Here is a 17628-nt window from a genome sequence, read left to right as displayed (position 1 = left end):
CGGGAGTTTCTTATTTATTTACTTGAAGAATCTTCTTCTTTTTTCGGCTCTTCTTTTTTCTTTTCGCCTTTTTTGTGATTGATTGAAATCAGTTCGGTAGTTTTATCATAATCAATTTCTAAAACATCACCTTCAGCGAGTTCGCCTTTAAGGATTTCTTCAGCAATTGGATCTTCTAAATATTTCTGAATTGCTCTTTTTAACGGACGAGCACCAAAATTACTATCAAAACCTTTATCAGCAATATATTCTTTAGCATTATCAGTTAATGCAATTTCATAACCAAGGGTATGAACGCGACCGAATAAAGCTTTTAACTCGATATCAATAATTCTGAAAATTTCATCTTTACCTAAGCTATTGAATACCACTACATCATCAACACGGTTTAAGAACTCAGGAGCAAAAGCACGTTTTAATGCACTTTCGATTACACCGCGACTGTGAGAATCTGCCTGGTTTGTTTTCGCCGCTGTAGAGAAACCAACACCTTGACCAAAATCTTTAAGTTGACGTGCACCAATATTAGAAGTCATAATGATGATTGTATTTCTAAAATCAACTTTACGGCCTAAACTATCGGTTAACTGTCCTTCATCCAAAACCTGTAATAAGATATTGAATACATCAGGGTGAGCTTTTTCAATCTCATCCAATAAGATTACTGCATAAGGTTTTCTTCTTACTTTTTCAGTTAACTGTCCACCTTCTTCATAACCTACATATCCTGGAGGCGCTCCCACTAAACGTGATACCGCAAATTTCTCCATATACTCACTCATATCGATCTGGATCAAAGAATCATCACTATCGAACATGAAGCGCGCCAATTCTTTCGCCAATTCTGTTTTACCTACACCTGTTGGGCCTAGGAAAATAAATGAACCGATTGGTTTTTTAGGATCTTTTAATCCGGCTCTTGTACGTTGAATCGCTTTGGTTAATTTCTTGATCGCATCATCCTGACCGATAATTTTCTCAGCCACTTTATCGTACATGTTCAACAGTTTTGCGCTGTCTGTTTGTCCTACACGCTGAACAGGAATACCAGTCATCATTGAAACAACTTCCGCTACATTATCTTCTGATACTTCATAACGTTTAGTTTTGGTTTCAGCTTCCCACTCTGCTTTAGCTTTATCTAATTCTTCAATTAGATTTTTCTCCGTATCGCGCAGTTTCGCCGCTTCTTCATATTTCTGGCTACGTACAACCTTGTTTTTCTCTAATTTGATATCTTCAATTTTAGCTTCGATATCGATAATATTCTGAGGAACGTGGATGTTGGTTAAGTGAACACGCGAACCTGCTTCATCTAAAGCATCAATGGCCTTATCTGGCAAGAAACGATCAGAAATATAGCGCGATGTTAAAGTAACGCAAGCTAAAATAGCTTCATCAGTATAAGTTACACCATGGTGTTCTTCGTACTTATCTTTAATACGTGTTAAAATCTCTACAGTTTCATCAGGTGTAGCTGGCTCTACCATCACTTTTTGGAAACGACGGTCTAAAGCACCATCTTTTTCAATGTACTGACGGTATTCATCTAATGTTGTGGCACCAATACATTGAATTTCGCCCCTTGCCAAAGCAGGTTTGAACATATTGGATGCATCTAATGATCCTGATGCACCACCAGCACCAACAATGGTATGGATCTCATCAATAAATAAAATTACATCAGTAGATTTTTCAAGCTCGTTCATCACGGCTTTCATACGTTCTTCGAACTGGCCACGGTATTTTGTACCGGCCACCAATGATGCCAAATCCAATGTAACCACACGTTTGCCAAAAAGCACACGTGAAACTTTACGTTGTACAATGCGTAGGGCAAGGCCTTCTGCAATTGCCGATTTACCAACTCCTGGTTCTCCGATTAAAATTGGATTGTTCTTTTTTCTGCGGGATAAAATCTGCGATACACGCTCAATTTCTTTCTCGCGGCCTACAATAGGGTCTAAACGACCTTCTTCAGCAGCTTTTGTCAAATCACGGCCGAAGTTATCCAAAACAGGGGTTTTAGATTTTATATCTGAAACCTTTTTAGGCGTACTAAAGCTTTCTTCTTCGCGATAATCGTCATCGCCTCCTGTAGAAGCACTGTTCGAGATATCATCTCTGAAACCATTTTTATTCACTTCAACCTCCTGTTTAAAAACATCGTAAGTAACACCATACTGCAATAAGATTTGTGAGGCGATGTTATCATCATCTCTCAAAACCGATAACAGCAAATGTTCGGTACCAATTAAATCGCTTTTAAATATTTTGGCTTCTAAATAAGTGATTTTTAAAACTTTTTCTGCCTGTTTTGTTAATGGAATATTGCCTAAGTTTACTGTAACACTCGAAGTACCGCGAACGGCATCTTCAATTGAGCGGCGCAATTTACCGGTATCAACCCCTAACGATCGTAAAATTTTTATAGCCATGCCATCGCCTTCGCGGATGAGGCCCAATAATAAATGCTCGGTTCCGATGTAATCGTGCCCTAAGCGGAGCGCTTCCTCCCTACTAAAAGAGATTACATCTTTAACCTGTGGTGAAAATTTTGCTTCCATAATACCTTTCTTAACAGCTACGTCCCTAAACTATAAAATAACTTTATAAAAACGAACGTACTGTTTTCTTTATTTTATCAACAATTGCGCCATATGGGTGGATAAAGAGGCTTTTGAATGCCTGAGAACCCAAAATTCAATGTAAGATTATCGTTTCGATAAATATTATTTTATTTATATCTATCTACGTAATAAGTGTTCTAAAGGTTTTAAAGGGACATTTGCCAAAAACATCCGGTTAAAGATATTTTATTGTCGGTTTATTGTAAGGATTTTTTCGACATCAAAAACTGACAATTTGTATCTTTTTACTTAGGCAATTTACAAGTTTTGACAGAAAAACAAAAAGAACGTGACATCATTTAACAATTTCATTAGATAAAAATCAACAAACTAATCCGATCAAGCGTACCTATTATAACCTTAATACGAAGTTAACTGTAATTAGGTTGTTTTTGTTTTCTAACACAGTAGTTTATTGTAATCCATTTATCATAAATATAAACCTATCTCTTAATACAGAAACCAACTACGGGGCTTTAGTAGTTTCAACCATAAGGCGCTTCGGCAAACTGCTGTTTATTATTTGAAGATAACTTCTGTAAAAACTGTAATGGGACATCGGCAACACCAAGTTTATCACATTTTGCAACCACATCATTTAAATCGAAATAACCAGATAGCGATTGATAAAATTCTACATCAGTCTGCTCAAATCCCATAGTCCAATCTGTAAAACAACGCTGCTCATATTTGCCAATTTGCAGTAAAACAACCGATTCATGACGTTCGTCATTTACGATTTTGTTAAAAAGTCTGCGAATGATCCGTTCATCTCCTTCAAGCAATTGCATAAACCTCCCCTTACTCTTTGTAATTTGCAAACCTCTTACATATAATAACACCCCGGTAATGTTATTCCGATTATTAAAATCTCTGCACTGATTAAGCAAAGCTTTAAGTTCATGATTGTTAAACAAGCTGCTGGCTATGCTTGTGTAAATTAAATAAGAAATGGGTTTTAAAATTTCAATCTCTAATTCCATAAGGTAATTAACGCTATTTTTTTTTCTTAAAACGCAGCTATTATCTGATTATTTCCACAACAATTCTAGTAAAGCACGATCTCAACCACTCAAATTGAACAAAAAATCATCCTCAAAACCATTACTTGCCCTAATACACAAATAATCTAAAAAACAACAAGCATAACTCCTGCTTTTATTTTAGTCGCAAAAAAACTTATCTCTTTTCTATATAATGTACTACCAAGCCATAGAGGAGCAAACGTTTGCGCTTAATAATATCGCCAATATAGGCATACAATATTTATCACCCTTCAAAAAAGGCTTAAATAGTAAGCACATCATCCATTATATACAATTTAAAGCAAACGTTTGCGCTGCATTCGCGGTTTGATCTTGATTTTTATGGTTATAGTTTAGTAATAATCATTTTACTAAAAAGTATATTATTAATGAACCTAAGAATAACTTTTAGCCCTCCCTAATCTGATTAATGCCCCTCAACAGATAACAAAACAGTAACTAATCTAACCTAAAAAACATGAAGAAAATTCTCTTAATGATTTCCTTTATTGCGTGTATTTTCGTAGTAAAGGCACAAAACCGTACTATTTCTGGTACGGTAACCGATAGTAAAAAACTCCCGCTTCCCGGAATTACTGTAACCGTGCTAGGCACAAAAACTGCCGTACAAACAGATGCAAACGGAAAATATGCTATTAGCGCTGATGATGCGAGTACCCTTGAGTTTAAAGCCTTAGGTTTTACCACACAAGCCATTAAAGTTGGTACAAATACTTCTGTAAATGTTTCCTTAGTAGATCAATCTACTGAGTTGGATGCTGTAACCGTTGTAGGTTATACTACAAAGAAGAAATCGGAAATTTCGAGCGCGGTAACCACCGTAAGCGGCTCTCAGCTTAATGATGTAACCTCGGTAAACCTCGGAAACCTGCTACAAGGTAAAGCGCCCGGTGTAGTAGCGAGTTCTGCCTCTGGAGATCCAACAGCAGGATCGAATGTGGTGGTACGTGGCGTAGGCAGTATTAATGCCGGTACGGGACCACTAATTGTGGTTGACGGAAACATTGGTGGTACTTATAACCCGGCCGATGTGGATAACATTACGATATTGAGAGATGCCGCTGCTACAGGTTTATACGGATCGAGAGCTGCCAATGGGGTTATTATTGTAACCACCAAAAAAGGAAAGGCAGGAGAAACCAGATTCAGTCTAAACTCTACCATTGGTATTGCAAAGGCTACTACTGGTAATTTTAAGCTAATGGATGCCCAGCAACTTTACGACTACCAGAAATCTTTCTTTACTACCCCACCTGATGCTTCGGTACTAAATACCAATACCAATTGGTGGAATGAGGCTTTTAGAACAGCAATGGTAAATAACCACACGCTAACCGCATCTGGAGGGAGTGAGAAAACACAATTTTATATCTCAGGTAATTATTTTAAAGAAGAAGGAACTTTAATCAACAACGATAAAACACAATATAGTTTAAGGGCAAACCTTACCTCACAGTTGACAAAAAAACTAAAATTAACGGCCTTATTAAGCGGAATTGTTATCAATGATAACTATAATCCTGAAAGCGCCGTTTACCAGGCTTATTTAAATATGCCCTACGATCCTGCTTACAATGCAGATGGTATCCCAACCGATCCGCGTAATATCCCTTCATGGAAAGGTAGAGACCGTTCTAACTTTTTACAGAGCTTGCAATACAATTACTCAAAAGCAAGAAGTTATACTACAACAGGCGATATAAACCTGGATTATGACCTACTCAAAAACCTAACGGTTTCTAGTTATAACAGGGCCACAATTGCCAGCGGCAGATCAAATAGTTATGCCGATAGAAGAAGTCAGAGTGGTGCAGCAAACCTGGGCACTGTATCTTTAAGTAATACCTTTTCTACTACACTTTTATCATCGAACAGAATTAAATACAATGTAAATTTAGGTAACCATAGCCTGAGTGTTTTAGGAGTTGCAGAGATAGAAGGTTATAAATATGATGCCAGCGGAATTACTGCAAAAGGTTTACCAGCCGGACTGGATGGGATAAATACGGCAACAGAGATTAACAATAAACCCACGGGTAGGTATGATCAGTATCAAAATATAAAATACCTGGCACAGGCTGATTATAGCTATCAAGGTAAGTATTATTTCGTTGGCTCTGTAGTTAATGAATACTCTTCCCGATTCGGAAAAAACAATCCTGCTGCAACTTTTTATCAGGCAGGCGCATCGTGGATTTTATCCAATGAAGACTTTTTAAAGCGCAATACTACGCTTACCTTTTTAAAACTAAGGGCCAGTCTTGGTACTACTGGAAATCAGAATTTCAGAGCAGATAACAACCTCGATGGCCTATATGAATCGCTAGGCTTGTATAACTTAAACGCTTCAGCTTCGTATAATAACCAAACAGGTGCCTTCCCTACACAAATTGTCAATCCAGATTTGACCTGGGAAAAATCGAGAGCATACAATTTAGGCCTGGACTTTGGTTTATTTAAACGTATAGACATTACCATTGATGCCTATGATAAACGTAACTCTGATCTGTTATTTGCTGTTCCGCTTCCTGCAACAGTTGGCTATAGAACCATTAGGAGAAACGTTGGCGCAGTAAGAAACAGAGGTATTGAGTTTACAATCAACTCCAAAAACATCCAGCAGAAAGACTTTAATTGGGAAACCAGTTTTAACATGTCGTTCAACCGCAACAAGGTTATGGAATTAAACCAGGGCCTGTTAGTAGTGAATAGTGGCACACAGCCGATAGCATTAGGCCATGATATGGATGAATGGTATATGCAAAAATGGGCAGGTGTAAATCCAGCAGATGGTAAACCACTTTGGGAAAAATTAGACGACCCTACGGGTGTAACCAGTACTTACAACCAAGCCACCAGACAATATACAGGTAAATCATCAGCACCAAAATTTAGTGGTGGATTGACCAATACATTGGCTTATAAAAACTTTACCCTTTCGGCCTTTTTAAATTTTGTGTATGGCAACTGGGTATATAACGATAGTCGTTTCTATTTCGATAATGATGGGGTGTACGAAAGCTATAATCAACAGGTATTACCTAAAGGTTCGGTAAGATGGACTACCCCTGGCCAAACTGATGCAACCCATCCGCAGGCTAAATTTGGTGGTAATCTTCAATCTCACCAAAGCTCTACACGCTTCTTAGAGGATGGGAGTTATTTAAGATTGAGGAATGTAACCATAGGCTACAATCTACCGACTAATTGGTTAAAAAAAGCATCGATAAATGCGGCCCGTTTTTATGTCAGCGGCGACAACTTGTTTACGGCCACCAAATTTTCGGGCGTAGATCCTGAAGTTGATTTAACTGGTGGTATATCATCTTTCAGATACCCAACCAGCAGAAGGTTTGTTTTTGGCGTTAACCTAACATTCTAATTATTAATAAGATTATCATGAAAATATACCATAATAACATCATAAAAATCGCTATTGCGACCAGTATTATTTTTACAACATCCGCTTGTCGTAAAACATTTTTTCCTTCGGATAAAGTAGAAGACAATGATCTCTTGACTACCATTGATGGTATGCGAACAGCCACTTTGGGTAATTATGCTACCTTAAAATCTCTGGAATACGAAAATAATTACCATTGGCTTGCCGAGCTCCCCTCTGATGAAGTGGCTCAGGGACAGGGCTCATCGAGCGATGTAACCAATTTGTATAAATATACCCATTTGGTGAATTCTGCCAACGCAACCGCATATTTCCAACAAGCCTATTACATTGCCTCAGCGGCAAATAAGGTTATTAAAGTTATTCCTGATGGTTCATCTGCAGAATTGCTGCAGATTAAAGGAGAAAACCTTTTTTTAAGGGCTATGCTCCATTTTAATTTGGTAAGGATGTTTGGAAGACCTTATGCACAAAATCCAAGCACTAATCCTGGGGTTCCAATTTTGAGTGAAACCGTAAGCGATGCAGATGCTTACATCATCAAAAGAAGTACGGTAGATCAGGTTTACGATTTTGTAATCGCTGATCTGTTAAAAGCATCGCAATTGATAAAAGATGAGAAAGGTAATAGTTTTGCTTCAAAAATGGCTGCTTATGCACTCCTATCAAGGGTTTATCTGTACGTGGATAACAATGCCAAGGCCTTAGAATATGCCAACCTGGTAATTGGTTCAAACAAATATCAGTTACTTCAAAATGCTGAATACCAAACCTATTTTAGGGTTGCACCAGAAACGAACAAGGAAAGCATTTTTGCCATAAAACATACCAAAACTGAGAACTACGATTATTCCGCTATTGGTTCGTTATACTATAGTGGTGATGCCAATGGTAATGCACTGGGCCAGGGAGAAAGCGGATGGGGAGAGATTTATGCTTCGGTAAAGTATTATAACTTCCTTAATAAATACCCTCAGGATAAGCGTAAGAGTTTTATTTCTCCTTATATCGTTAACGGTGTTCAACAGTTAAATCCGAAACTAACCCCCGCTACTCCAATTTACTACGTTAATAAAAACAACTTGCAAGAAGGGGTTACCAATTTAACTTCTCCTGTTTACCTCCGTTTGGCAGAAATGTACCTAAACAGAGCGGAGGCCAATGCCAAGCTGAACAATACTCAATTGGCTTTAGATGATGTGAATGTAATTAGAACCCGTGCAGGAATTCCAACTTATACTTTGGCAGATGTTACGCCAACGCACAGCATTTTAGATATAGTACTGGAAGAAAGATGGTTAGAACTTGCTTTTGAAGGCCAGCGGGCTTACGACCTGTTTAGAAATAACCGCTCAGTGGTAAGAGATTACCCAGGCACACACTCTACTATTAATGGCTCTGTTAATCAAACCATTAACCCAACTGATGCGCGGGTAATTTATTTTATACCACAAACCGAAAGAGATAAAAATCCTAATTTGTCTCAAAACCCTTAGCAAAGGGCAAATCTCATGTCATTAAAAAAAAAGCCTTTCAATCGTGAAAGGCTTTTTTTTAATGGTGTTTGAAGCAAACCATAAGTTGATTCTGAATTATTTTATTTTAGAATAAATCAAGTCACTCCGCAGTATTTTCGTAATTATTCCCGATTCTGTTGTATTATTCAATTTATCCTGTACATCGCGGTTAATATTATTCATACTTTGAGCAGATAAAACCCAGTTCATTGGTGCGTTTTTTTCTGCAGCAGTTAGCGGTGCATCTATAGCAAAACCACTACCGTTTTCTTTTAAAAACTGTTTAATTCTAAATCTGCTGATCTTACTGTTTCCGGATCTTGTATTTGTAACCGCATTTAATACTTCTAAAAGCTCATTACCGAAGTTAATGTTTGGATTTGTTTTATCTTCTTCACTAAATAGCAAAGTGATTACAATGGGCGTTATCTGGTTGAAATATGGGGATTTATTTTTTAATAGCTCAAGTATTTCTAACATAGAGGTACTCCCAGTGTTTTCTACATATCCCCCGTCTAAATAATGTAAACGAGGTTTTTGGTTTGAGCCACCAATTTTTGCGGCAGGAGAAAATAGGGGGAAACGGGTACTAAAATTTATCGCAGTACTATAATTTAAATTATTCACTCTATCTGACAGCAAATCTCTTTGGTTTTTAAACAACAAACTATCAGGTACGAGATTACTGATCCAGCATTGCAATCCTGTTTCAACTTCTGTTGTATTGATGATAAATAATGGCTGATCTGGTTTTGTTTTTTTTGCGATGAAACTTCTTGTAAATATATTTTCTTGTTTTTCACCAACCACCGATTGATAGGATTTTTCCCAGGATTTTTCAAGCGCAATAGAACGGTCAAATAAATCAACATGCCAAGGCAGAAATAGGTTGAGAAAATCACCAAACAGCATTTTACCTATTATGGGAGATAAAGAATCGCGTAGGAAAAATCTTTTAGATAGCTCGACCGATTTTGCTGATGATCCATCATCGTTGCTTTCAAAAATTAGTGCATTATATAAACCCAAGCCAACAGCACCACCTGAAACTCCTGACATTGCAAAAATTGATTTTTTAAAATCGACATGATGCTCCTTTTCTAATTTAGCACCCAAACCCGCTAAAAATAGACTTGTGTAAGCTCCAGTGCGCAGGGCACCACCTTCCGCACAAATAAAAACAACCGGATATTTATTCAGCTGTTTATTTTTTGGAATTTGTTTGTCAATATTTTCTTTATAGACAACAAATCGTCTATCAAATTGATTTACAACAGTTTGTCGATCATTGGATTTATGTTGTTCCATACGGACCGGATGATCCTGATTATAAATAGAGCATAATAAAAGAATAAGAATCAACAAAAAACGTACGGAAATTTTCCATTTTTTCAGTAGAGATTTATCCAGGTACAGAAGTCCCATGTAAATCCCGGTATAGCAAGCAAATGCAAAACAAATTAAAGCGGGCGCTCCTATCCAGGGGAAAACAGGCCAATCCCCGGGAATAAAGCAGATCAAAATAAACACCGACAAAGAAATCCCGGCAAACAGTTTAATCTGATTGTGCAAACCTTTATAAAATATCGACGGAATTTCGTAGGTCCATTTATATAGCTCTCCTCTGCCTTTTAGTATTTTTTCTCGATCAATTAGTTTAAAAGCGGCGGGAACAATGCGTGTTTCAATGAGTATTTTTGGATTCTGGGGAAATCCCTCAGTAAAATCTTTTTTGGATTTTGTAAAATACTTTGAGAAAGCTAACAGATCTTCTTTATAAGGTCCCTGAAAATTAGAAGGTTTTGGTAATGTATAAATAAAGTCTTCATAAATTCCATATAATTTCCTCAGATATTTCTGCTCCTGATCGGGTAAAGAGCGTTCTCCAAGCTTTGTTTTTAAATAAATGCCGGCACTTGCCTTACCGGATTTACGAAAATATTTATTGGACAAGAAAGACATTAACCAATAAATGAGAATAAAACAAACACCAAAACATAAAACCCTAGGTATTTTTTCCATATAAGTGGCCGTAACCATACTCCAAACCATCCCGACAAAAACGATAAAAGACGGCCACAATAAAAAAATTGCGGCAAGCAATTTCTGAACAGTTTTCCGCCACATCACCCTATCATCACTGAGGTTTTTACCCGAATTATCGGAAATGTAAATTGCGTAACGGACACTGAGTTCTGAAACCATACTCCATGCCGTAATTCCAAGCATCAAAAAAATGAGCGGCCAAAAATTCCAAGCAGATAGATTTTCTACAACGAGTAAAAGTGTATCCCTTCCCTGTGGTAGCAATAAAAAAATAAACCCTACTAAAAATGCTGGTACGATAACAAAACCGATGCTTGAGGCTACCGAAATCAAGTCATGAACCAATGTTCTAAGGGTTAAACGCTTAAAACTAAAGCGAATTTCGAATATTCCTTTTTCGAAAGCAGGAACAAAACTGCCTATAACTGCTTTAGTAAAATTGCTCATGTATTGATTAAGTGTTATTTGAGAAAGATTGATAGAGAATTAATTAGAATATATATTTAAAAACTCCATCTGAACTTGGGAATATACCCCGTATTTCGAGAGTAGAAATGTAACCGCCATTTGTTAAATACCAGTCTGCAAAATTTTGCCCCTGATACATGTTAACACTACCATAGCCAACCCGGCCAAGATCATCCTGCCAAAAGAATTCTATAACCAGGTTACTGGCTACATTCTCACTTGCATTAAAGTAAGCTATTGTACTAGTAACATTAGCTGAAGAAATAAAATTATCCTGCTGGTAAACACATGTTCCCATTTCACTAACGAAGGTTATCCCATCATTGAAATTGAGTTGTACCCTGATCCAAATACGGTTACCATCCAGATTAAATGAGTAATATCCAAGATCCGCTGGTGAACCAGATGAGTTTGAGAATACAGGGTCTCCTATTTGCACAGTACCGGCAGCACCACCGTATCTATAAAGGTTGCCACCTGCCATCGGAATTGCACAGGCATCATTATACGATGACGTTTGAAATGCCAATAGGTTATCAGTATTTATTACTAAATAACTTATAGCGCATGTTCCTACAGCATTGGCATAACTCTCTTTAACAGAATTACCATAATTAAATGCTTGATTATTGGCATCATCCTGACTGATTGTGGAAGCAAACTGACCGGCAGGAACTACCAATCCTACCGTACTGCCCGCATAACCTGGCGGACAATCTGTTTTAGTTCCATATACTATAACCTCTGAATTATAAAATCTTTGTTGAGGTGGGCATACCGATTCATCTTTAACTGGCCCAATATAATCTTCATCAGAGGAAATATTAGGTTTTGTTACGCCGGTTGCAGATCCGTTCGAGATTATATATTGCTCTAGAGTGGAATACCCCACATATCCTGTATTTGCCATAGTTAATAGGTAATAACAATTCTTCCTGATTTATTTGATTTATAGTAAGTAACAAATCCCACAGCGGTTACCATATTTATGTTATTTGTCCAGTGAGGAGGATCTGGTATATATTTTGGGAATTGAATAGATTGAACAAGGACACCACCAACATTCTGAATATCAAAGCCTACCTTTTGCATGGTACCACCTAAATAGGTTACAATCTCCATATCGATATTTCCACTGCTCTTTTGGCCATACCAGGCCGCAGCCATTCTAAGTGTAACAGCTGGTAGATTCGGGAAATCCTGAGTTACTTTTGAAAAATTAACCAATATTGCCTCTACGCCATTATTAGATGTATTATCTCCGGCCCAACCAATGTAGGCATTTTGATAATTCGCACCAGATGGTAATTCGTAAGGAGATCGACCATATCCCATAAAAACATTATCCAATGATGTGCCAGTATTGATGTATCCAGTAAAAGTATCCAAATCACTACCCGCACCTAATGCCCACTTATATCTTACAACCAAATAGTCAAATTCATTTAACGTTTCATCTGGAGCTTGAATACAAGATGGTGAAACGCCACGCCAAGCAATAGCCTGTAGCTCTGATTTTAGAACCAACTTATTGTCATTAACAAGCGGTGCAATTTTCAAGAGGTTGTTTGCTTCTGATCGAGTTAAACACTTGTTGTTAGGAACCAAAGATTTTCCGGTTTTTAACTTTAGAATTTTATCATTTATAGCCTCTTGCAAATTATTACCAGAAACAGTTTGGTTTCCTGTTAAGCTACTCCAACTCATATGCCTTGTTTTAAAAAATTAATTTCTTCCTGTAATCGTTTAACGTCATCTTCTAGATTGGCAACCTTTGCAACCAAAACCTGAGTATAGCTTAATGAAAGGATACCGTTACTATCACTCTTAACCGTATGCGGCATTGAGGTTTGTACCTCTTGTGCAAAATAACCGGTTTCTAATTGATCATTTTTGAAATAGGTGTGCGCTTTTATATTTCTGGCATCAAATATCTGATCAGTTTCTGTTTTTAGCCGCTTATCTGAAGTATCATAAAAACCTCCGGATGCACTTACTATGCCATTAACGGTTATTTTATTATTTGTAATCTGCAGGGTATCTTGGCCATTCCCGGTCCTGAACACAAACCCTCTATTACCATCAGTCATCCTGAAGTACATATTATAATCATTACCGCCATCAGCTGAAAGATTACCGCCATAAGTTGTGGTTTCTCCCATCCAGATTGAGTAAGCACCAGCAAAACCACTTTCCCAAAAACCTATGCCGTTCCCATTACCAGCGCTAACGTTAATGCCACTCCCATTTATTTTAGTACTTCCCACCCTAAATTCAGCGTCCGTTCTCCAGCCCCCATCATTTTCACAATAAGAGCCCCAAGCTCCTCCCGTGGTTAGGAATCCTATTCTGTTGCTATTGGTATGTAAAACCCTAGTGGCTTCATCAATATCGTGCATTACTAATGAGGATGATCCTTTACCGTTACCTAAATGCACTTCTCCATCTGTTCTCACGAAAAACACAGGATTGTTCCTATCACCAAAATGGAAACCAGTAGCATCTAAACTACCAGCAGCGCCCCAATTCTGATAGTATGCTATACCGTATTCAGGATCTGAATGTAATCTCCAGATATTGTTATGCCCTTGTGTATAAGTTGCATTCCCGAAACCTCCATTACTACCCGTTCCTGCACTCAATTTCCCGTCAAAATAACCATTGCCATTTTCTAAACTAATTGCAGAGGTTACATTTCCATTTATCCTAAATACAATTGAGTGGGCATTTCCGTATTTTGTACCATACTGATAACCGATTCCGTACATGTTCTGGATGGTTGCCCAGTTATCACCAATGGTCCAGATAATTTTATCAGTAGTACCATTTTGATCATAATCGCCTGCCATTCCCCTAAAACTCGTAGATTTAAACGAGTCATTATTAACTACCATTCTACTGGCATTTACTTCATTGTTAACCAAAAAAGCTTTTCCGTTATAGACCCTTACCCAGGTACTGTCCTCCATGTAAATGCCGCCTTGATGGGTTTCATTTATCCATCCAGAATTTCCGTTACTTCTAAACCAGTTTGAAGCACTAACAGCACCTGCAAAACCACTATCATAACCAGTCCAAATCCTTCCCCCTGAAGTAAATATCTGGCCATAGGTATAATTAGCCGAAACATCATTAGCTCCATATACGTTATTGGCAATAAAGTTTTGATAACCAGTTCCGGGATTATTTGTGATAGCTATCCTACCATCACTTTCAATAGTAATCTGGCTGGCTGCTACGCCTCCCCAATGAAAGGCGAGCCTTGGAGCTAAAAAGCCCGTGCTTGCACCGTGTTGACTTTCTCTTAATTGAAGTGCTGCATCAGAAAATGCTGTACTTGTATTTGTTTCACTCCAGAATTCAGCTCCTCCATAATTACGGATATATTGCAACTGCAATTGGCTGGTATTGGCTTTTGAATTTGGATCAAAATTATTTGTTCGCCAAACATCCTGCATATTGTATAATGCCTGATTGTTTGACCACCATTGAACATTGCCATCCGCAGTCCAATGCAAGCCTGTGTCACTATCACCGATAGCCAAAGTAACTGTTGGTTCTGAGCCAAATGCATCGGATGCACCTAAAAAGGTATTGCCATATGTTTTAAACCTTCCTTTAGACTGTAGTTTACCATCAACAACGAATTCTACAAAATAATTATTTGCCCCATTGCCGTATTGAAAAGGATTTCGGGCAGAATTTGCATTAGCACTTTCGAGATATAAAACATTAGTACCTGTTGGGTCTAGTCTGAACTGAGGTCCGCCAGAGCCACATCTATGAAAGGCTAATGTTGGTGAAGAATCTGTTACTCCAGACGAACTGTTTACAATTTCGATACTATTTGTTGTTAAAGCCGCACCAACCCATGAATAATTGCCGGTATTAGCACCGTAGTTTGCCCAGATCCTTTCAAAATTGACATCATTATTGGTTGATAGCCGCTGATTTTCTTTCTCTTGAGCCCAAACGCTGAAATTACCAGAATGTAAAATGGAATGTACAGTGCCTATTCTATAACGATAGGTAAGTGTTTGATTTGTCGCATCACCATCCCAAAGCCTATGCTTTTCTCCTAATGTATCCTGCCATACCAGATCGCCGATATCATTCCCACCATTTGAACTCAATATTAAATCGGCACCACCGTTAACAACAAGTCCAGCAAAATTAGCTTGGTTATTTGTACTTAACCGCTGGTTTTCTAGAGGCTGATATGTTCCTGTGAATGAATCCTGAAACGCCAATTCCCTCCAACCTGCAGTAATAGGGTTCGATCCGCCTCCATAACCGCAACGGATAAAATGTCTGTTTGAACTATCACTGGCCAATTGGGTAGTAACATTGGTCATATGAAATACCGCTATCCCACCATAGATACCACCATTAGGTACATTTGCCCATTCACTTGGATTATCAGCTGAATAGATATCATAAAATCCCTGGGTTATCTGATTATTCAGGTTTTTATTTTCAAATCCTCTTTCCCATCCTTTAAAGTATCCAAACCCCTCAGCACCTAATCCTAAAAAAGCCTTAACGGCAGAAGAACTATACAATCTATGATAGCCATCATTATTATAATCTCCATAAAGACCTCTTATCTGTAATGTACCATTACCATCCATATTGGACGATGCTCCAGTTGTATTGATGTATTCTGAAAATAAAAATCCATTACCATCTCTATAAGCTAAACTATTACCTACTGATGAAGAATTCGCATTTAAAAAGGCGCCACTGCCCAAGCCTAAAAAACCTTTAACAGATTCTGGCGTGAAAGCCCAAATAAAATCATCACTACCTTTAGCTCCATATATTACAGACGGAATATCATTTTGTGCATAATCTTTTGATGATGTCCTAATAAATCCTGAGGAGTTATATTTAATAATTTCTCCAAATTGAATTGGATCATTTCCTCCGCTTGCATTTAAATAAGCAGCAGAGCCTAGCCCTAAAAACTGTCTTACCTGTGGAGCGTAACCCAATTTAAACTTACCATCCCCCACATCACGTACTGCAATAGCATTTATTGGATTTCCTGTATCCGAAATATCTGTGTTAAAGTTTGCTAACCATCCACCCCATCGCTCTGCATCTGCTGCATGATCCGCACGATAAACATTAACACCCGCACCATGGTTCGAATGTAACTGCCAGAAAGTACCGTCCCAATTATTCTCTAACCAATAGGTTCCTTGATGTGTTGTTGACTGTAATTTTGTAGCATCCTGACCAAAAGACAATATTCTATCCCAATTACCAAATGATCCTCCTGATTTAGACCTCGTCCATAATTGGCCATCGGCGGAATAGACTAATTGATTAGCATACAATGGGTTATTATTTGTAGAAAACTGTATTCCCTGCCCCCAACTATTTACATTCGGCTGGTTTAAAGTGTTTGAACTTAATGATTCTAAAAGCTTAAAGCCAGTAACATCGTCAAAGTTGCTTACCCCATATGTTTTCCAGTTATTTGAAAAATCGGCTAAAGTTGCATACGCAACATTAAAATTGGCCGGATTGTAAACATACATATCACCTGGGGCATTACCTCCCCATAACCAATTGGGTTGTCCATCTTGGCCAGACCAATGAAAACGCATGTATGAACTATCATTACCGATTCTTTCAGCAAACTGTGAAGTCGTTGCAGTTGTAGCATTACCGGTTATAGAGGAGGACAATACATCACCGTTATTCAAGTAGGCAAGTGAGCCTAATCCTAAGTTATTATTAAAATCGCTTAAATTGGTAGGCCGGTCGGTAATATTTGCCCATATATGGGTATGTTCTATATTGCTTTTGCTTGCCGGATTAAAATTCCCTGCATTCCAAACCACCCAGTCAGCGACAAAAACTCCGTTTGGATTGCTGATTCCAGCAGGGTTTAACGCTCTAAAAGATATTCTGTCGAGAGGGGCATCATTCCCAATTTCTATTCGAAGTTCCTGATTTTCGCTGGATAGTTCATCATTAACCCTTGCGATATATATTCTTGCCTGATCTCCACCACCACCAAAAAAATCATTCCCAAAAAGCAGGCCATCAGGAGTATTGATCTTAAATGATGGTGCCTCCACCTGACCAGTAAATACATCTCCTGTCAATTCAGCAAACCATTCTTCAGCTTGCGGTTTGGTTATCCAGTTTCCATAATTACCTAGGTCATTTATAAAGTGTGTCAGGTTTGTCGGCTTTCCTATCACCCCACTCCAGTTTACTGTTGCTGCATTGCCGCTAATACCGATCGCCCAAACGCCAGATGCATTCGAGCCGTTACTGTTCGCCTTGCCATCCAATACAGCCTGTTGAGCAGCAGAAACAGGCTTGGCTGCATCACTCGTGTTATCTACACTGCCTAGCCCGATATCTCCTTTGCCAAGCATTACAGATCCCTGCCTCCCGTTTACGCTGGTAACCTTATTGTTATTGTCTACACGTTCCCAAACATTGCCATTGGAGATGACCCAGTCGCCTATATTCAGTTCCAGTCCCTGTTGGTTGCC

The 17628-nt window shown here is 38.2% G+C and carries 8 protein-coding genes; 2 read left to right on the top strand and 6 right to left on the bottom strand.

What is annotated here, in order from left to right; all coding sequences use genetic code 11:
- Nucleotides 1-14: 14 nt before the first annotated feature.
- Complete coding sequence (locus tag ASU31_RS23030) at nucleotides 15-2567, bottom strand: ATP-dependent Clp protease ATP-binding subunit (RefSeq protein ID WP_057934605.1); 2553 nt, start codon at nucleotides 2565-2567, stop codon at nucleotides 15-17.
- A 548-nt stretch (nucleotides 2568-3115) separates the two neighbouring features.
- Nucleotides 3116-3613 (bottom strand): BLUF domain-containing protein, encoded by a 498-nt coding sequence (locus ASU31_RS23025; RefSeq protein WP_057934604.1) that lies wholly within the window; start codon nucleotides 3611-3613, stop codon nucleotides 3116-3118.
- A 520-nt stretch (nucleotides 3614-4133) separates the two neighbouring features.
- Between ASU31_RS23025 and ASU31_RS23020 the strand changes: the two genes are divergently transcribed.
- Together ASU31_RS23020 and ASU31_RS23015 are read left to right on the top strand one after the other, a co-directional pair.
- Nucleotides 4134-7058 carry a SusC/RagA family TonB-linked outer membrane protein gene (locus tag ASU31_RS23020; protein WP_083505499.1) on the top strand — a complete coding sequence of 975 codons (2925 nt, stop codon included), beginning with the start codon at nucleotides 4134-4136 and terminating at the stop codon, nucleotides 7056-7058.
- Nucleotides 7059-7075: 17 nt separating this feature from the next.
- Entirely contained in the window at nucleotides 7076-8575 is a 1500-nt protein-coding gene (locus ASU31_RS23015; protein WP_057934602.1) for a RagB/SusD family nutrient uptake outer membrane protein, read from the top strand.
- A 96-nt stretch (nucleotides 8576-8671) separates the two neighbouring features.
- Here ASU31_RS23015 and ASU31_RS23010 read toward each other — a convergent pair whose 3' ends face one another.
- The 4 genes from ASU31_RS23010 to ASU31_RS27780 all read right to left on the bottom strand — a co-directional run.
- Entirely contained in the window at nucleotides 8672-10987 is a 2316-nt protein-coding gene (locus ASU31_RS23010) for a patatin-like phospholipase family protein (protein WP_167346233.1), read from the bottom strand.
- Nucleotides 10988-11132: 145 nt separating this feature from the next.
- A complete protein-coding gene (locus ASU31_RS23005) occupies nucleotides 11133-12020 on the bottom strand; it encodes a DUF5977 domain-containing protein (protein ID WP_057934600.1) in 888 nt (295 codons plus the stop codon).
- 2 nt (nucleotides 12021-12022) lie between these two features.
- Nucleotides 12023-12817 carry a hypothetical protein gene (locus ASU31_RS23000; RefSeq protein ID WP_057934599.1) on the bottom strand — a complete coding sequence of 265 codons (795 nt, stop codon included), beginning with the start codon at nucleotides 12815-12817 and terminating at the stop codon, nucleotides 12023-12025.
- Nucleotides 12814-17628, bottom strand: a 4815-nt coding sequence (locus ASU31_RS27780) for a hypothetical protein (protein ID WP_209435047.1), incomplete at its 5' end; no start/stop codon positions are given. The genes ASU31_RS27780 and ASU31_RS23000, both read right to left, overlap by 4 nt.

Origin of the sequence: Pedobacter ginsenosidimutans (assembly GCF_001442625.1) — a bacterium.
GTDB classification, from domain to species: Bacteria; Bacteroidota; Bacteroidia; order Sphingobacteriales; family Sphingobacteriaceae; genus Pedobacter; species Pedobacter ginsenosidimutans.
This window is presented reverse-complemented; position numbering and strand designations above follow the sequence as displayed.